Annotated in this window: 15 protein-coding genes; 11 read left to right on the forward strand and 4 right to left on the reverse strand. The window is 44.5% G+C overall.

Going from position 1 to position 17,788, the window contains the following annotated elements; translation table 11 throughout:
• Positions 1 to 4: 4 nt before the first annotated feature.
• Together B5X68_RS25600 and B5X68_RS25605 are read right to left on the reverse strand one after the other, a co-directional pair.
• Positions 5 to 1,270 (reverse strand): S-adenosylmethionine:tRNA ribosyltransferase-isomerase, encoded by a 1,266-nt coding sequence (locus B5X68_RS25600; RefSeq protein ID WP_082217620.1) that lies wholly within the window; start codon positions 1,268 to 1,270, stop codon positions 5 to 7.
• Between the two features lie 8 nt (positions 1,271 to 1,278).
• Entirely contained in the window at positions 1,279 to 1,791 is a 513-nt protein-coding gene (locus tag B5X68_RS25605; RefSeq protein ID WP_082217621.1) for a hypothetical protein, read from the reverse strand.
• Positions 1,792 to 1,978: 187 nt separating this feature from the next.
• On the opposite strand from B5X68_RS25605, the gene B5X68_RS29020 reads away from it, so the two are divergent.
• From B5X68_RS29020 to B5X68_RS25615, 3 genes are all read left to right on the forward strand, one after another.
• Positions 1,979 to 2,143 (forward strand): hypothetical protein, encoded by a 165-nt coding sequence (locus tag B5X68_RS29020; protein WP_170916725.1) that lies wholly within the window; start codon positions 1,979 to 1,981, stop codon positions 2,141 to 2,143.
• Positions 2,118 to 2,678, forward strand: coding sequence for a cob(I)yrinic acid a,c-diamide adenosyltransferase (locus B5X68_RS25610; protein ID WP_082217622.1), 561 nt, complete (start codon positions 2,118 to 2,120; stop codon positions 2,676 to 2,678). The genes B5X68_RS29020 and B5X68_RS25610 overlap by 26 nt, the downstream gene beginning before the upstream one ends.
• A 112-nt stretch (positions 2,679 to 2,790) precedes the next feature.
• Positions 2,791 to 3,858, forward strand: a complete 1,068-nt coding sequence (locus B5X68_RS25615; RefSeq protein ID WP_082217623.1) for a branched-chain amino acid aminotransferase — start codon at positions 2,791 to 2,793, stop codon at positions 3,856 to 3,858.
• An 87-nt stretch (positions 3,859 to 3,945) separates the two neighbouring features.
• Here the strand turns inward: B5X68_RS25615 and B5X68_RS25620 are convergent, their stop codons facing one another.
• Positions 3,946 to 4,830: an AraC family transcriptional regulator gene (locus B5X68_RS25620; protein WP_082217624.1), complete on the reverse strand. Its 885-nt coding sequence runs from the start codon at positions 4,828 to 4,830 to the stop codon at positions 3,946 to 3,948.
• 331 nt (positions 4,831 to 5,161) lie between these two features.
• On the opposite strand from B5X68_RS25620, the gene B5X68_RS25625 reads away from it, so the two are divergent.
• The 6 genes from B5X68_RS25625 (at position 5,162) to B5X68_RS25650 (ending at position 14,769) form a co-directional block, all read left to right on the forward strand.
• The gene (locus tag B5X68_RS25625) at positions 5,162 to 6,991 is read left to right on the forward strand and encodes a sodium:solute symporter family protein (RefSeq protein ID WP_082217625.1); all 1,830 of its coding nucleotides are present in this window, start codon (positions 5,162 to 5,164) and stop codon (positions 6,989 to 6,991) included.
• 25 nt (positions 6,992 to 7,016) lie between these two features.
• Positions 7,017 to 8,210 (forward strand): glycoside hydrolase family 130 protein, encoded by a 1,194-nt coding sequence (locus B5X68_RS25630; RefSeq protein ID WP_082217626.1) that lies wholly within the window; start codon positions 7,017 to 7,019, stop codon positions 8,208 to 8,210.
• Between the two features lie 205 nt (positions 8,211 to 8,415).
• The gene (locus B5X68_RS25635) at positions 8,416 to 11,601 is read left to right on the forward strand and encodes a SusC/RagA family TonB-linked outer membrane protein (RefSeq protein WP_082217627.1); all 3,186 of its coding nucleotides are present in this window, start codon (positions 8,416 to 8,418) and stop codon (positions 11,599 to 11,601) included.
• Positions 11,602 to 11,611: 10 nt separating this feature from the next.
• A complete protein-coding gene (locus B5X68_RS25640; protein WP_082217628.1) occupies positions 11,612 to 13,186 on the forward strand; it encodes a SusD/RagB family nutrient-binding outer membrane lipoprotein in 1,575 nt (524 codons plus the stop codon).
• Between the two features lie 109 nt (positions 13,187 to 13,295).
• The gene (locus tag B5X68_RS25645; RefSeq protein ID WP_082217629.1) at positions 13,296 to 13,811 is read left to right on the forward strand and encodes a cupin domain-containing protein; all 516 of its coding nucleotides are present in this window, start codon (positions 13,296 to 13,298) and stop codon (positions 13,809 to 13,811) included.
• Positions 13,812 to 13,881: 70 nt separating this feature from the next.
• Positions 13,882 to 14,769, forward strand: a complete 888-nt coding sequence (locus tag B5X68_RS25650) for a DUF72 domain-containing protein (protein WP_082217630.1) — start codon at positions 13,882 to 13,884, stop codon at positions 14,767 to 14,769.
• Between the two features lie 45 nt (positions 14,770 to 14,814).
• Here B5X68_RS25650 and B5X68_RS25655 read toward each other — a convergent pair whose 3' ends face one another.
• A complete protein-coding gene (locus B5X68_RS25655; protein WP_082217631.1) occupies positions 14,815 to 15,765 on the reverse strand; it encodes an MBL fold metallo-hydrolase in 951 nt (316 codons plus the stop codon).
• A 48-nt stretch (positions 15,766 to 15,813) separates the two neighbouring features.
• On the opposite strand from B5X68_RS25655, the gene B5X68_RS25660 reads away from it, so the two are divergent.
• Together B5X68_RS25660 and B5X68_RS25665 are read left to right on the forward strand one after the other, a co-directional pair.
• Positions 15,814 to 17,298, forward strand: coding sequence for a cryptochrome/photolyase family protein (locus B5X68_RS25660; RefSeq protein WP_082217717.1), 1,485 nt, complete (start codon positions 15,814 to 15,816; stop codon positions 17,296 to 17,298).
• Positions 17,299 to 17,340: 42 nt separating this feature from the next.
• Positions 17,341 to 17,784 (forward strand): GNAT family N-acetyltransferase, encoded by a 444-nt coding sequence (locus B5X68_RS25665; RefSeq protein ID WP_082217632.1) that lies wholly within the window; start codon positions 17,341 to 17,343, stop codon positions 17,782 to 17,784.
• Positions 17,785 to 17,788 lie beyond the last annotated feature (4 nt).

Below are 17,788 nucleotides of genomic sequence, written 5' to 3' on the forward strand. Positions count from 1 at the left end.
CTGCTCAATCCTTCCGCCACAGCAACGATGAATCTCCATAACTCAAAAACCGATAATCATTCTCCAATGCCTCAGCATAAATCCGCTTCCAATCTTGCCCGGTAAGCGCGGCAACTAGGAGAATGAGCGTGGAGCCTGGCTGGTGAAAATTGGTTACTATTGCCTTGCAAAGGCGGAATTTGTATCCGGGAAAGATGAAGATTTCGGTTTCACCTACAATGTGGTCGGTGTTGTGTTGCTCCATGAAAGCTAAAATTGAATGCAATGCTTCGCTTGCAGACGGAAGATCCTTTTCTTCGAAGGGATAGGGATAGAGCTTTTTTATGAAAAAATCAGTCGTCTCCTGACGATAGAGCTTTACGCCGAACCAATACAAGCTTTCCAAAGACCGCAATGATGTAGTGCCGACCGGAATAATCATTCCCAGATTTTCAAGCAGATCATTTATCAGTTGTTTAGTAAAAACAACCTGCTCAGAATGCATCCGATGCTCGGTTACGGAGCTTACCTTGATTGGCTGGAATGTTCCTGCGCCAACGTGAAGGGTGAGAAACGATCTCTTTACACCTTTTGATTGGAGCTTTTCAAAAACCTCCGGCGTGAAATGCAGGCCAGCGGTTGGCGCTGCGACTGCGCCATCGTGATGGGCGTAAACGGTTTGATAGGTTTCTGAATCGCGAGCCTCGGTGTCGCGGTTCAGGTAAGGTGGCAATGGGATTTCACCAAGTGCTTTTACAATGTCTAGAAAAACGAAGTCCCCATTCCAATTAAGCCGAACGAGATTCCGGTCATAATCCTCGTAAGTCACGCTCAGCGTAACAAGCTGACCATTAATGTTGATTTCTGTTGTTAAAGTGTCGGCTAACTTCCAGCGCTTTTTATTCCCGATCATGCATTCCCACACGCAGGAATTTTTCACCAACATCGCATCATTAATCACGCGCGTCGGCAGCTCAGGATGCAGCAGGAGAATTTCAATAACGGCCCCTGTTTCCTTCTTAAAATAAGCTCTGGCGGGAATTACCTTTGTGTCGTTAAATACGAGAAGCGTTTCGGCAGGGAGATTTTCAGGCAGATCCGTAAAACACTTGTGCGCGATTTCGCCGGAATTATGGATTAAAAGCTTCGATTGATCGCGATTTTCTAACGGATACTTCGCGATCCTTTCGTCAGGCAGATCATATGTATAGTCTTCCAAACGAATCGATTCGGCCGCTTTGAGCCAGTCATTTTGCCAATTTCCACTGCCTTTGGACTCTTCCTCTTTCATTTTCCCTTCTACAATTTATCCTCAGGAGTCGGCGTCCACAAAAGTCGGAGCGGCAGAAGAAAAACAATGATCATTAATCCCAAACCAGCATAATACAGCCACGAAAAATCGAAAACGTCGAGCTTATATTGCTGACTATTAATAGTTGCAAGGGCAAAAAGGCTCATACCGATGATCGTGTTGATGACCGCAACGAGGCAGTAAAGCCAGTTGATCAAGTGCTCATTCAGCTCTTCGCGGTGCTGCGCCCAGACTTTCTTATTCAAAATAGGCAAATGCATCGGATCCACATTGGGGATATGCCTGGCAAGGCCGGTTATCAGCACATTATTGAGCAGAAACAGCGCCATTACAATGTAAAAAATGTGTTCTTTTTCAAGATATTTTTCCGCCAAACCATTGTCTGAGAAATCGACAGCGACCGTTTGCGGAAAAACCGAATAAGTCCATACGAGCGCAGCAATAACCAGGACCAACGACAACCAGCGCCATACTTTTATACCAAATGTTGTAACTTTCATGAATCAGTAACCTTCAAGAGGTTTTTTCGCCATAGTAAATTTGGCTGCAAAATTAGGTTGGGGAGTTTCTAAAACCTAATTGAGAACGTTAATGATTATAAATGTTACCTTTGAAAGTTGCCGTTTTCATAACACACTATACCAATAAGTTGCTGGCCTGCAAATAGACAAACTAAAAGATTATACTATGAAAGCATCGAAAGGTAAAGCTATTGCTGTAATCAGAAATCAGCATACAAAAGAAGAGATGCGAGAAATCGAGAAATTATTTTTAGATCCTAATGCCAAAAGATACACGCTGCAGGAAACCATCGAAATGAGTAAAAATGAAAATCTACACCAAAACAGGTGACCGAGGAACGACGTCCCTCATCGGCGGCACGCGGTTGAGCAAGGCGCATGTTCGGATTGATGCTTATGGCACTGTGGATGAGCTGAATAGTTACATTGGCATGCTGCGCGATCAGCCCGTCAATGAGCAGCGGCGCGACCTTTTAAAAGAAATCCAGGACCGGCTTTTTACGATTGGCTCGCATTTGGCTTCGGAATCGGATCAGGTGAAGCGGATTTTGCCTGATTTGCTGGATGATGATGTGACGCTTCTTGAAACGGAAATGGACATTATCGATTCGAAAATCCCACCTCTGCGAGCATTCGTTTTGCCTGGCGGACACCAGTCCGTTTCGTTTGGGCACATCGCACGAACAGTTTGCCGTCGTGCGGAGCGTGCGGTGATCCATTTACAACAGGGCGAGGAAGTAGAAGACATTGTGGTTCGCTATCTGAATCGCCTTTCTGATTATCTTTTTATGCTCTGCCGCGCGATGACTTATGAGCTGGAAATTGAGGAAGTTACGTGGAAACCAAGGGTCGCTTCAAAAAAATAATTGTTATACTAAATATCTGTTGATTATAGATTTATTTTTTTAAATTGCGGGACTTAAGGAAGATACAAAAAGATCCTTGAAATCAGTATCCGCAATTTAAATTTTAGGCACTATGACAGCCGACACGTTGCAAATAGAGGTTCAGCAGACGACAAAATCACGTTTGCAAGAGGTTGATTTCGACAATCTCGTTTTTGGACGGAACATTTCCGACCACATGTTTATCGCCGAATACCGCGAAGGCCAATGGCAAGATCTCCGGATTGTCCCTTACGGTGACCTCGCGCTAAGCCCTGCCACTGCCGCCCTGCATTATGGCCAGGCTATTTTTGAAGGCATGAAAGCCTATAAAAGTGCAGAAGGTGAAGTGCTTCTTTTCCGCGCTATCGACAACTGGAAACGACTGAATAAATCGGCTGAACGCCTTTGCATGCCTACAATCCCGGAAGAAGTCTTCATGACTGGGCTTACAGAATTGCTGCGCCAGGATGCGGATTGGGTGCCATCGCAAGAGGGTTGCTCCCTATACATTCGCCCTTATATGTTTGCTACGGACCCATATATCGGTGTAAAACCTTCTGATTCATATTACTTTATCATATTCACCAGCCCGGTCGGCACTTACTATGCAAAACCGCCGCGCGTGAAGGTTGAAACGCATTTCATCCGTGCTGCCGAAGGCGGTGTAGGCGGAACAAAATGCGCCGGTAACTACGCTGGCTCGCTTTATCCGGCCAAACTTGCTCAGCAGGAAGGCTACGACCAGTTAATCTGGACCGACGCCCGCGAGCATGCGTACATTGAAGAATCCGGAACGATGAACATTATGTTTATTATGGATGGCAAACTTGTTACACCATACGTTTCCGAAACCACATTGGACGGAATTACCCGCAAAAGCATCGTTGCCATTGCACAACATTGGGGGATTCCGGTGGAAGAACGCAGAGTAAGTGTAAAAGAAATTATTGATGGCTTGAAAGATGGAAGTCTGGAAGCTGCGTTTGGCGCTGGAACGGCTGTTGTTATCTCTCCATTTGCATCTATTGCTTACGAAGGAGTTGATTATCAGCTTCCCGAGATTAAAGAAGATTCGTTTGTTAATAAAGTAAAAACTTATTTGACCGACCTACGCACGGGCAAAGTTGAAGATACATTCGGCTGGATGCTTAAAGTGTAGATTATAGAGTTAAGAGATTACAGTGGAAAGTTCAGAGTTGATGGTCTAACCGACTTTAAACTCTGAACTTTTCACTTTTTAACCCAATCAAATAAATGTCCTGGTCCCCGAATAATTGTCCCGAAACTCTTTGGGCGTGCAGCCATTTTTATTCTTGAAAATCCGGTTGAAATACGACAAATTATTAAATCCGCATTTGTAGGCAATCTCCGAAATCGTGTTCGTAGTATTGATCAGCGATCGCGAAGCATGCCCAAGCCTGATCTCATTTAAGCTTTCAATGAAAGTCTTTCCCGTCCTTTTCTTGATAAAGCGGCTGAATGAGACTTCCGACATTCCTGCCAGTTTGGAAACACCTTCCAGATTAATTTCCTTGTCATAATTGTCACGCATATACATAAACACTTTTTCAATCCTCCGGCTGTTAAAATTGACATTTTCGCCCGTAAATGTGCTGTTGGAAAGCGTCCGCATGTTTCTGGATACCGACAGATCATGCAGGATTGACATGAGTTCAAGAATAGAGTCGAATCCGCTTTTCTGAACGAGCGCCGTAAGTCGCGGCGTAATGCGTTCAATGGTTTCCCTGGAAAAAGCAATGCCTTTCGCTGACTTTTCGAGCAATGAACGGACAAAGAACAATTGGTTACGTTTCAGGAATTTGTCGTCGAAAAGGTCCCGGTGAAACTGAACGGTAATTTCATGAACTTCGGGCACGCCTTCTTCCCATTTATAGGAATTATTGAGCCAGCCATGCGGCAAATTATTGCCAACCAGCACCAGCTCGGCGTCATCAATGACCTCAGTATGATCCCCTACAATCCTTTTCACACCCTTGCCAGACAGCACCAGGTTCAATTCAAATTCATCGTGGCTGTGTAAGGGAAAATCAAAAACGGTTTTTTTCCTGGCAAAGATTGTAAAGCAGTCGTACTGAGTCAAAGGGGTAATTTCGCGGTAAATTTCACTCATATATTAGCTAGGTTAACATGTTATGTTAAATATAACCATTTAATGTTTAAAATGTATTATACCAAAATAACAGAATACGCAACAAATATTCACCTATGGTGATAGAAAATTTTGAAAAACACGATTTAGCAGGCCTAAAATTTCATTAAACCAATATTATCAGGTATGGTCCGTTCAAAAAATTCTAATGATAGATAAAATAGTACTATACATCGGGCTGTGATAGTGCATAAGTTTGTAAAAAGGATGAGCAGCACATTGCATATTGTAATCTATCATTTGTATTTTAAATTCACCAAAATAAGAATACCATGGATGCCTGACCTTTTTCATGAAAATAAAACCCGTTGATTTCCTTGTCATCATAGCTTATCTGATACTGGTAACGGTGATTGGGATTATTCTCAAAAAACAAGCCCAGAAAAGTAAAAATGACTACATGCTTGGCGGGAGGTCAATGCCGTTCTGGATGCTCGGCATTTCAAATGCATCCGGAATGTTTGATATCTCGGGAACCGTTTGGATGGTTTCCATCATGTTTATTTACGGCGTAAAAAGCATTTGGCTTCCCTGGCTCTGGCCGGTTTTCAACCAGATTTTTATGATGGTCTATCTGTCGATATGGTTGCGGCGATCCAATGTTTCGACCGGCGCCGAGTGGATGCTAACGCGGTTTGGGAATAAAAAAGATGCATTGCCGTCGCATAAGACCATCATTGCATTTGCACTTCTGAGCTGCCTGGGTTTTATGGCTTACGGATTTATCGGTTTGGGCAAGTTTATCGAAATCTTTATTCCCTGGCGTTTTGTACAACCCTATTTGCCTTTTGCAATCGCACCAGAGTATGCGGCGCATTTTTACGGTGTCATTTTTACATTGTTCACGGTGTTTTATTCTTTGTTAGGTGGTATGAAAAGTATCGTCTGGGCTGATATGATCCATTACGCAATCATGGTTTTTGTATCCGTGGTCATTGCGATAATTGCCATGACGGCTTTGTATAACGCCCGGTCGCTTCCGGTTCCCATTGGCTGGAATAATATTCTTTTTGGCAAAGAGCTGGGTTTGGATTGGAGTGCGCATATTCCCGAAGTGAATGAGAAGATCAGGGCAAACGGATTTTCTCCATTTGGCTACTTCTTTGCTTTAATGACTGCCAAAGGCATTTTAGCAAGTCTGGCCGGACCGGTTCCCAGTTACGATATGCAAAAAATACTTTCTGCGAAATCACCTCGGGAGGCTGCGCTGATGAGCATGATCGTAAATGTGGTGCTGCTTCCCACACGCTACTTGCTCATTATAGGTGTAACCATTCTTGGTTTGTTGTTTTATAAGGACCTCAACATTTCAATCGCAGATAAAACCGATTTTGAGCGGATCCTGCCGGCAGTGCTCAACACATATATTCCGCCTGGGTTGCTGGGTTTGGTGCTGGTTGGGCTGATGGGTGCCTTTATGGGGACATTTGCAGGAACATTTAACGCAGCGCAAGCTTATCTTGTCAATGATATTTATTTAAAATCTTTTAATCCCAAAGCAAATAATAAACAGATTTCGACAATGAATTACTTGCTGGGACTCGCCGTTGTGACGATCAGCATCCTGCTTGGTTTTCTGGCGAAAGACGTCAACACTATTCTTCAATGGATCGTGTCAGCTTTATTTGGGGGCTATATCGCTTCCAATGTATTGAAATGGCATTGGTGGCGGTTCAATAGCAGCGGGTTTTTCTGGGGAATGTTCTCAGGGATCATTTGTGCATTGGCCGCTCCTTATATTTTCCCGGGCACTGTCCCGCTTTTTTACTTCCCGATAATCCTGCTTATTTCCACAATTGGGGCCGTCGCAGGCTCATTGCTGACCCCGGCGACGGACTTTGATACATTGAAAAATTTTTATAAAACAGTGAGACCCTGGGGATTTTGGGGGCCGGTTACTGCCGTAGTGCAGGCGGAAGACCCATTATTCGTTCCAAACCGAAATTTCGGGTGGGATATGTTTAATGTGCTGGTAGGCATTGCCGCTCAAACTTCCATTACTGCACTGCCTGTATTTCTGGTGTTACTTATGCCAACCCAAACAGCCATTGCAGCGATAATACTGGCTGTTTCGATATTGATCCTTTGGAAAACCTGGTATCAGAAACTACCCGACAATTGAGCTAACAACAAAAGCTTTACGCAGTATGAACATTTTTCAGAAACGGCTGAAACAAATTCAATCTGGCTACGAGAAGCTTATATCCCGTCCAAATGTTCGGATTGAATTTGGAAACGGCATTTATGAGCGCTATCAGTACCCGATCTTGACGGCTGCCCATGCGCCCGTATTTTGGGAATACGATCTTGATCCGGACACAAACCCGTTTCTGATGAAACGTTTTGAAATTAACGCAACATTCAATGCGGGTGCTATCAAACTCAATGATACGTACCTGCTGGTGGCGCGCGTTGAAGGTGCTGACAGGAAATCATTTTTCGCAGTGGCAGAAAGCCCCAATGGGGTTGACCAGTTTACTTTTTGGGACTTTCCGGTGCATATGCCGGAAACCGGCGAGCCGGATGGAAATGTTTATGATATGCGCCTTACGCAGCATGAAGACGGTTGGATTTACGGACTTTTTTGTACGGAACGCAAGGATCCGGGTGCAAAGCCAGGAGACGAATCAGCTGCCATTGCGCAATGCGCGATTGCGCGGACACGCGATCTGAAACATTGGGAACGCCTTCCTGATCTTATAACACATTCGCCTCAGCAAAGGAATGTAGTGCTGCATCCCGAGTTTATACAGGATAAATATGCCTTTTACACCCGCCCGCAGGACGGTTTCATTACAGCCGGAAGCGGCGGAGGCATTGCTATGGGATTTGCTGAACGCATTGAAAATGCAAAAATCGATTTGGAACATATTATTGACCCAAAACGATATCACACAATTTATGAGGTAAAAAATGGCCTTGGCCCACCTCCATTGAAAACGACGCAAGGCTGGCTTCATTTGGCACACGGCGTAAGACAAACAGCTGCCGGGCTGCGCTACGTGCTGTATTTATTCCTCACGGACTTGCTCAATCCCGCAAAAATTACGCACAAACCTGCGGGGTATTTCTTAGCACCGCAAGGAGAAGAATGTATTGGAGATGTTTCCAATGTAGTTTTTTGCAACGGCTGGATTCTGGATGACGATGGTCATGTGTTCATTTATTATGCTTCTTCCGATTGCCGAACGCACGTGGCGACTTCGACATTAGAAAGACTTTTAAATTACGTTTCCAATACACCGGCAGACGGATTCAGTGCTGCGGCTTCGCGTAAAACACTACATGCGTTGATTGAGAAAAACCTCAGCTATTCCCGAAAAACGCTGCTGGCAATATAACCAAAATAGGCAACGTATATCCATGAACGACACAGCCATGTGAATGAGCGACGCTCAATTCAAAAATTACGCAACCGTTAAAAATGTGTTATTTTTAGATAAAAAAGAACTATACGAGTATGCTGTTGACAGACGTATATTTGAGTCGGATTATATTACCATTGCTATGTTACCAATCGATTAACCTATCCAGAAAAGAAAGCGTATGAAAAAAAATGTACTGAACATTGTGTTGGTACTTCTCTCCATGCTCACTCTCAGGAGTTATGCACAGGAAATGACGGTATCCGGGAAAGTAAATGACGCATCCGGCGGTGAAATTGCCGGTGTGAACGTTGTGGTGAAGGGAACAACCCGTGGAACTACAACTAACGATAAAGGAGAATATTCTATCTCTGTGGAAAAAGGAAAAACATTGACATTCAGCTATATTGGTTATGTTTCCAAAGAAGTTGTCGTCAACGCGAGCGCCCTCGATGTAAATCTTGCTGCTGAGGCCACCGCACTGAATGAAGTAGTAGTTACAGCCTTGGGTATCAGCCGTGATAAGCGCGCGCTGGCGTATTCTATCACAGAGGTGAATGGCAACAATCTTACATCTGCACGGGAAGCAAACCTGGGTAACGCGCTTGCGGGACGGGTTGCAGGTGTGAATGTGAGCAAGATCGCCACCGGTCCTGCGGGTTCTTCCAGGGTAATTATTCGCGGTAATAAGTCATTACAAGGGAATAACCAGCCATTGTATGTAATCGACGGTATCCCGATGGACAACAACAACTTCGGACAAGCGGGCCTTTGGGGTGGTTCGGATGAAGGTGACGGCCTCTCAAGTATCAACCCGGATGACATTGAATCGATCACTGTTTTGAAAGGTGCAAATGCAGCTGCTCTTTACGGCTCCCGTGCTGCGAATGGCGTAATTAACGTCGTTACCAAACGCGGAACCAAGAGAAAAGGCGTAGGCATTGAATTTGGCACGAACTACGTTTTTGAAAAACTGAATGATCTTTCGGATCTGCAAAAAACGTATGGAACGGGCTCATATGTTGAGCGTGTCGCAACAAAGCCAGCCAACCAAAACCAGGCTTACGAATGGGGCGACGATTCCTGGGGGCCTAAATTCGACAACAGCCAGGTAATCGGTTTTGACGGAAAAATGCGCCCTTATGCTCATGCAGGCGACAATTTTTCCAGATATCTGAAAACAGGCCATGCTTTTACAAACAACCTGGCGTTCTCAGGTGGCAACGAAACCCAAAATTTCCGCGCATCGGTAACGAATCTGAAAAGCACTTCTATCATTCCGAATTCAGGTTTTGACAGATTAAACCTTTCCTTATCAACCAATGCGAAATTTGGTAAAAGACTGACATTAGATGCGAAAGTGCTCTATTCAGAAGAAAAGGCAAAAAACCGGCCGAATGTATCCGATTCGCCGGGTAATGCTATTCAAGCGATATGGAGAATTCCGGGAGACCAGAATGTTTTGGATTACTATGGCGATCCCAACAAGCCGGGCGCAATCCCGGCCGGAACGGACGAAGCAAGTCTAAGCCTTTGGGGCAAAAAAGTGGGTGAAGAATTCCAGCAGGCCAATAACAACTGGGGCCAGAACCCATACTGGACTGCCTATCAATTCATCAAATCCGACCAAAAGAACAGGATCATCACCTCGGGACAGTTGAAATACCAGCTTACTGACTGGTTGTTTATACAAGGACGTGTGGGAATGGACAAATATTCCCGCCGTGCGGAAGGCTTAACGCCGGAAGGAACTGGTTACCAACGCGGTGGCGCAAGAAACCTGGGTAACTGGGATGTGCAGGAAATCAACGCGGAATATACTATTGGGATAACCAAAGAATTCGGCAAATTCGGCATTACTGCATTTGGAGGCGGTAACAGAATGCGCAGGAAATACGAATATACCAATGTGTATGGTAACGGGTTCAATGTTGCGTTCTTCCCTGCTCTTAACAACCTGAAAGGCAAAACATGGGATTATACACCGGAAGAATCGGGCATTAATTCCCTTTTGGGATCGGCGGAAGTTTCTTATAACGGTTTCCTATTCTTAACCGCAACTGCAAGAAACGACTGGTTTTCAGTTCTTAATCCTGAAACGAACAGCATTCTTTACCCATCCATTGGTAGCAGCTTTGTATTCTCGGATGCGATCAAAGGATTGCCGGCTTGGCTCTCTTACGGTAAAATACGGGCGTCGTGGGCACAGGTTGGCAATGTTACAATTGGACCATATGCGACCAATCTGACTTACTCATTGAATGGTAACCCGCATTTGGGATATCCAATGGCGTCTTTCTCTTCTGCGATGGGCAACGGCGGAAACATTCCAAACTCAATGCTGAAACCGCTCACAGTTACGGAAACGGAAATCGGTATTGACTTCCGTTTGTTCAACAACAAAATCGGCGTGGACTTTACCTATTACGATCAGCAAACCACAGACGATATCCTGAATGCAACCATTTCAAGAGCTTCCGGATTTGGCAGCACTTCTGTAAACCTTGGAAAATTGCAAAACAGAGGGATCGAGTTGTTGCTGACTGCGACTCCTTTGAAATCCAGCAATGTGACATGGGATCTTACCCTGAACCTGGCCAGGAATTCCAACAAGGTAAAATCACTGATCGATGGTGTGGATGAGCTGGTTATGGACGAACCCCGCACCAGAAATTCTTACATTAAGAACATCGTCGGACAGCCATTTGGTATGATCACGGGCCGCGTGCAGAAACTTTCACCAGATGGACAACCCGTATTTTACAGCGACGGACGTCCGGTAGGTTCAGCTGGCTACGAAGTGATTGGTAATGGTATCGCGAAGCTGACCGGAGGTCTTACCAATGCATTCAATTACAAAGGATTTGACTTATCATTCCTGGTTGACTTCAAGGTAGGCGGTGACATTCTTTCGGGAACAAACATGAGGCTGGATCAGTGGGGAGTAAGCAAGCGTTCGCTGCAAGGCCGTGAAGGTGAAGCTCCGTTGACTGTTTCTGGTGTTACACAGGAAGGCACTGATTACAAGCCATTTAACAAAACACTTACTCCGCAAGAAGCTTATAACTATTGGGGGTCTGTGGGTGGTGAAGCGGATGCAGTAACCACCATGTATCTGTATGATGCATCGTTTGTAAAATTGAGACAAATGACATTAGGATATTCTTTCCCTAAAAAATTGTTGGAAAAAACGCCGCTGCAAAATCTGACGCTTTCTTTCGTAGGTCGTAACCTGGCTATCCTGTTCAAGAACATCGACAATGTTGATCCTGAATCGACTTATTCAAACGGAAACTCACAAGGTTTTGACTATTTCGGATTTCCTTCGACACGCAGTTACGGTTTCAATTTGAGAGCAACATTTTAATTATTGAGAAATGAAAAATTTGAAAAAATATATAAAATACGGTCTCGCAGTGGTGCTGGTTACGGGTTGCGATACCAAGCAATTGCACGATCTGAACATTAACCCGCAGGCGTTGAACGAAGTGGACCTGAACTTCATCTTCACCTCTACTGAGCTCGCCATCGCTTCCAATGGTACAACCGGTGATAACAGATACATCGACTGGCGTACGAACATTGGCATGTGTGCCTATGCGATCCAGCAATTGGCCAATTCAGGCGGCGGAATTGCGCCCGGTGATAAATATCAAAGCAATGCAGAAACCAATGCTGCGCCTTTTGAATTTACTTACAATGACCAGTTAAAAAACGTAGCTGAAATCCTGAAACAGTCGGGTCCTGGCGGTTTTGCAGAAGGTAAATACAAAAACATGCGTGAGGCAGCAAGGATTATCCGCGCGTTCAGTTTCGCCAGATTAACAGATTTCTACGGTAACATCCCATATTCGGAGGCCAATAAAGGCATTGAAGGAATATTTTTCCCAAAATATGATACACAAGATGTGGTATATGCCGACTTGCTGAAAGAACTTGACGAGGCATCAGCAGCGTTAAGCGCTTCCAACCCGGATGAAGGATTTAAAGCAGCGGATTTTATTTACAACGGAGACATTGCGAAATGGAAAAAATGGGGTTACTCGTTAATGCTACGTCTTGCGATGCGTATTTCCAATGTAGATCCGGCCAAAGCAGCTACCTATGTTACGAAAGCGGCAGCGGGTGGTGTATTTGCCAGCAATGCCGACAATGTTTGGGTTAAAATGTCTGACGGACCAAACGAATGGACAAACCAGAATGGTATCTCAAGGGCTTTTGATCCGGGAGATGGCGGCCAGCCAACTTACCTGAGCGCAACATTGGTCAACTTCTTGAAAGGCACAAATCAAGGTGTTGCAACGGATGACGATCCACGTTTAATGATCATTAGCGGCGGCATAAACGGAACAATCGTTGATCCATTGAAACAAAAAGGAATGCCAAACGGCTACGATCAGGCTATGCTTGACAAGCTGGAAGGCAAAACAGTTGACGTAGCCAAAACATATTCACGTATCAACACGAAAATGCTGCAAGACTCTGATCCGTACATGATTATGAATTATGGAGAAGTAGAATTTCTCCTTGCAGAGGCGATTGAAAGAAAAATCGGAACCGGAATCGCAGGCACCGCAAAATCACATTACGATGCTGGTGTAAAAGCTTCTATGCAAATGTATACACCATTTGATGCAACCCTGACTGTGGCAGATGCGGCTGTTGCCAAATACCTGACAACCTATCCGTATGGCGTCACAAAACCTGCATTGGAGATGATTGGTGAGCAAATGTGGGTTAACAAGTTCTTCAATTGGTGGGAAGCATGGTCCGACTGGAGAAGAACAGGCTATCCAAAACTAACACCGACCAACTACCCGGGTAATGTAACAGGCGGCGTAATTCCGGTAAGGCTTCGCTACCCAACCAACGAAGTTGCAGGTAACCCGAATTACCAAACAGGCGCAACCTTGCCTGACGACTTCACCACCAAAGTATGGTGGGACAAATAGTATAAATTAGTAGATATAATTCAAAAGGTGCCCTGAATATTTTGGGGCATCTTTTTGTTTTTTATCCTAATTTTGAAACCATCACTTGATTTTACCAACATCCAATATTATGATACAATCATTTACAGCAACAGCCGATAAGGATGTTGTTTTTGCGAAAGTTCAGCAGTTTATAGACGAGCAGGGATTTACCGTAGTCAGCAAAGATCACTCAAGACCCTGGGGCGGCTTTTTTGTGTTGGAAGAATCCGAAGCACCGAAATTTATATCTACATTTTTCCCGCATCTATCGCTGGAAGACTTTGCGGGTTATGAGAAATTGAGCCCTAAAATATTGGTCGTAGCGCCTAACAAGCGTCTTTCGTGGCAATATCACCACCGCCGTGCCGAAATCTGGAAAGTGATTGGCGGCAATGCTGGCATCGTGATCAGCGATACGGATGAAGAAACACCATTGCGCCAGTTACCGATCGGAACGGTTGTGGAACTGCAAAAAGGGGAGCGTCACCGCCTGGTAGGCGTAGACGAATGGGGCTTTGTGGCTGAAATCTGGAAACATACAGATGCAGCAAATCCATCCGACGAAGATGACATCGTCCGTGTTCAAGACGATTTCGGCAGGTAAAAACAGAAAATTTTCCCGTCTGTTTAAACAGAAGGAAATTTAATTTATAAATCATTTTAGACATCGGACCATGAAATTCGGAAAAGTTGATAATCCAGACGACGTTGATTTTAAATTGCCTGATGATGCTGCTGCAAACAAGAAATTGTTAAACGACGCTAAAAAAGGCAAGCCGAATATTTACATTGGTTGTGCTAAATGGAACAAGGCGGACCTCAAAAGTTTTTATCCCAAAGGAACAAAAGATGAGCTGGGTTATTATGCAACACAGTTCAACAGCATTGAATTGAATGCCACTTTTTATAACAACTTCCCTGTTGAAACGATCGAAAGCTGGTATAACAAAACACCGGCGGAATTCCGGTTTTTTCCAAAATTGCACCAGGGAATAAGCCACTGGAAACGCTTGAAAGACGCAAAAGAGCCGACAGAAGTGTATCTGGACGGCATTGCGCATTTGCAGGAAAAACTGGGAATGCTCTTCCTGCAAATGCCAGATAATTTTGGTCCGAAAAACTGGGATGCGTTAAAAGGATATCTGGAAGAATGGCCATCCGGCTTTCCGCTTGCATTGGAACTTCGACACACAGGCTGGTACGATGGTTCGTTTGACAGCGAAGAACTCTATAAAGTTTTAGAAAAAAACAACATTACCCACATCGTCACAGACTCAGCCGGTCGCCGCGACTTGCTGCACATGCGGTTGACGACACCGACTGCATTCGTTCGCTATAATGGTGCAAATGTGGATTCTGACTACACCAGACTGGACGATTGGTTTGAAAGACTGAAACTGTGGGTGGAAGAAGGGATTGAAAATGTTTACTTTTTCGTCCACCAAAACCACGAAGAAGCGTCGCCACTGCTTTCTGCTTACCTGATTGAGAAATTTAATGAGAAGCTGGGAATGGAGCTGAAAGTGCCCGCACAACCTACACCTGTTCCTGCTAAAAAATAATGTTGTCAACTTCCGGGGCGAATGTGACTTTCGAGCCGGAAGTTGTTATTTCAATTCAAATGATTTGCCTTGTTCCGGGTAAATAAGATTTAATCCCAGCGCATTATCACCAGCCAGTTCCGCCTTGATTGCGGACTCATTATCCCCGGTTGGTTTCATATGTGTAACGACAACACTCAACCCTTTCAAACTTCCTACGCCCGATAATCCAGCCAGCACATTGAGCTCTTTCATGAACCATTTCGGCGTCAAATGACCGTATAACTGTCTGTCGAGCTGCTTATTAGGATAGGAAACCTCCAAAAATATTCCCGCAAGTTGCTTCGACTTAACCAGTGGCGCAACTGCTTTCCAAACCGTCGCCATCTTATCAGATTTCTCCACTTCATCCGGACCCGTATCACCAAAATATAAAAGATAACTTCCCCCTTTTTTGATCAGGAAAGCGGTGCTTTCATATGGATTGGAATGGCTCAGTTTAAATATCTTAACCGACATTTCAGTCTGGTCAATGTTCACCTCCTGATCCTCGCCGAGCATTTTGTAACTGTACTTTTTCAAAGCCGGGCTGGCCCCTTCGTTCGTTAGGTTGGGCCAGCTTTCCCAATTGAAATAGTGGCTTTTTAATGTCTCAATGCAATATTCCGTCCCATAAATATTCTTTGCAGTGTCCTCAACGGAATTGATAACCATGCCCGAGAGATGGTCCATATGCGGGTGAGAGATCAGGTAAGCTTTGATATATTTTCTTAAAACAACATCTGCCGGGACAGGGAAAACCTTATTTGCCACTGCTTTTGCAATCCCATTTGTTACAGTTCCTCCATCCAGACAAACAAATGCATTCGAATTGGCAGGCGCAACCATGTAGGCCGACAAATTCCCATCGTCCCCGCCTCCCCTCACGCCCAACGGCACAACGCGGAAACCGCCCTGTGCGGCGCAGAAACCGATGGAAACAACAAAGGCGAAAAATAATGATAAATGGATTCGCATGATTTTAGTAATGGAGTAAGCCGAAATGAATCGACAATGGAGAGACAAATGAAGTCAATTACGTTAATTTTTCCGCATCAATTATTTGAGAAACATCCTGCGCTCGCTCCCGAAAGAGACGTGTTTCTGGTAGAAGAAGATTTGTTTTTCAACCAGTTTTCATTTCACAAGCATAAGTTACTTTTTCACCGGGCTTCCATGCAAGCGTACAAAGCACATTTGGAAAGCCAGAAAATGAATGTGCATTACATTGAGGCACAGGATGCGCTCGCAGATGTCAGGAAGCTGGTTCCTATGTTGAGAAATAAAAGAGTCCAGGAGATTTTCTATGTGGATGTAACAGACAACTGGCTTCAAAAGCGACTGGCAACGACGGCGAAAAAGGCTCAAATCGAGCTTATCGAGTTCGAAACGCCGATGTTTGTGAATTCAAAAGAAGACTTGGAAATGTATTTTTTGAACAAGAAAAGATATTTTCAGGCAGATTTTTATACGGTACAGCGCAAAAAATACAAAATCCTTGTTGACGAAGCCGGTGAACCGGAAGGAGGAAAATGGAGTTTCGATACGGAAAACCGCTTAAAATTTCCAAAAAAAAAAAAACCTCCTGTAATTCGCTTTCCAGCTGTAAATGAACATTATAGCAAAGCAAAAATTTACGTTGAGAAACATTACCCGACCAATTATGGAAACATTCCGGTCGAAGTCCAGTTCCCGATAACCTTTGAGGAAAGCGATGCCTGGCTGGATCAGTTCATGACAAAACGCTTTGAAGAATTTGGCAAATACGAGGATGCGATGGTCATTTCAGAACATTTTCTCCATCACAGCGTATTAACGCCTATGCTTAATACAGGTTTGCTGATGCCGAAAAAAGTCATTAACGCAGCATTGAAATATGCCCGAGAACATGATATCCCGCTCAATTCAGTGGAAGGTTTTATCCGTCAAATTATTGGCTGGCGGGAGTTCATACATGGTGTTTATGAGTACAAGGGCAGCAAAGAGCGGACGCGAAATTACTGGGGATTTACACGAAAAATCCCCAAGTCGTTTTGGACTGGGACAACAGGCATTGAGCCTGTTGATATCGTCATCAAGAAGGTGCTGGACATTGGTTACTGCCATCATATCGAGCGCTTAATGGTCATCGGAAACTTCATGCTATTATGCGAATTCGATCCGGATGACGTTTATCGCTGGTTCATGGAGCTTTTTATCGATGCTTACGATTGGGTAATGGTGCCCAATGTTTACGGCATGAGCCAGTTTGCAGACGGCGGCCTCATGGCAACCAAACCCTACATCAGCAGCAGCAATTATCTCATGAAAATGAGCGATTTCCCAAAAGGCGACTGGCAGCAAACCTGGGACGGACTGTTTTGGCGATTCATGGACAAAAACCGTAACTTTTTCTTGAAAAACCCCAGGCTAGGCATGTTGATCAGGACATTTGACAACATGGAAGAAACAAAGCAACAAGCACATTTGCAGCACGCCAATGACTTTTTAAGCAAACTCGACAAACAATAAGCTGCTTATAATCTAATTTCGCAATCCATTCCCCGATACGCAATGATCCGAACAAACAGCGAAAATCCAGATTTCAAACGCTTAACCGACCTTCTGGACGATGAGCTTTGCTTTTTATATAATACGAAAAAAGCGGATTACGAAGAATATAACCGCATCACCAATCTTCCTACCGTGATTCTCGCCTTCGCAAATAATGTGGCAATTGGCTGCGGTTGCTTTAAAGTTTACGACGAAAAAACAATCGAATTAAAACGCATGTTCGTGGACCCGGCATGGAGAGGCAAGGGCACGGCGTCCGCTATGGTCAAGGAATTAGAAAATTGGGCCAGGGAGCTTGGCTTCCTGGAAGCCGTCCTGGAAACAGGCAACCGACAACCAGAAGCCATTGCCATGTATCACAAACTCGGCTATTCAAATTCAGAAAAACACGATCAAAACCAGGAAATCGGGCATAGCGTGTTTATGCGGAAGCGGCTTGGTTAATGAT

It is taken from the genome of Dyadobacter psychrophilus, from assembly GCF_900167945.1.
GTDB classification, from domain to species: Bacteria; Bacteroidota; Bacteroidia; order Cytophagales; family Spirosomataceae; genus Dyadobacter; species Dyadobacter psychrophilus.

Coding starts and splice junctions, on each gene's coding strand:
- B5X68_RS25640 (WP_082217628.1), top strand. CDS start 11,612: ATGAAAAATTTGAAAAAATATATAAAATACGGTCTCGCAGTGGTGCTG.
- B5X68_RS25655 (WP_082217631.1), bottom strand. CDS start 15,765: ATGCGAATCCATTTATCATTATTTTTCGCCTTTGTTGTTTCCATCGGT.
- B5X68_RS25665 (WP_082217632.1), top strand. CDS start 17,341: ATGATCCGAACAAACAGCGAAAATCCAGATTTCAAACGCTTAACCGAC.
- B5X68_RS25615 (WP_082217623.1), top strand. CDS start 2,791: ATGACAGCCGACACGTTGCAAATAGAGGTTCAGCAGACGACAAAATCA.
- B5X68_RS25635 (WP_082217627.1), top strand. CDS start 8,416: ATGAAAAAAAATGTACTGAACATTGTGTTGGTACTTCTCTCCATGCTC.
- B5X68_RS25645 (WP_082217629.1), top strand. CDS start 13,296: ATGATACAATCATTTACAGCAACAGCCGATAAGGATGTTGTTTTTGCG.
- B5X68_RS25650 (WP_082217630.1), top strand. CDS start 13,882: ATGAAATTCGGAAAAGTTGATAATCCAGACGACGTTGATTTTAAATTG.
- B5X68_RS25620 (WP_082217624.1), bottom strand. CDS start 4,830: ATGAGTGAAATTTACCGCGAAATTACCCCTTTGACTCAGTACGACTGC.
- B5X68_RS25625 (WP_082217625.1), top strand. CDS start 5,162: ATGAAAATAAAACCCGTTGATTTCCTTGTCATCATAGCTTATCTGATA.
- B5X68_RS29020 (WP_170916725.1), top strand. CDS start 1,979: ATGAAAGCATCGAAAGGTAAAGCTATTGCTGTAATCAGAAATCAGCAT.
- B5X68_RS25610 (WP_082217622.1), top strand. CDS start 2,118: ATGAAAATCTACACCAAAACAGGTGACCGAGGAACGACGTCCCTCATC.
- B5X68_RS25600 (WP_082217620.1), bottom strand. CDS start 1,270: ATGAAAGAGGAAGAGTCCAAAGGCAGTGGAAATTGGCAAAATGACTGG.
- B5X68_RS25660 (WP_082217717.1), top strand. CDS start 15,814: ATGAAGTCAATTACGTTAATTTTTCCGCATCAATTATTTGAGAAACAT.
- B5X68_RS25605 (WP_082217621.1), bottom strand. CDS start 1,791: ATGAAAGTTACAACATTTGGTATAAAAGTATGGCGCTGGTTGTCGTTG.
- B5X68_RS25630 (WP_082217626.1), top strand. CDS start 7,017: ATGAACATTTTTCAGAAACGGCTGAAACAAATTCAATCTGGCTACGAG.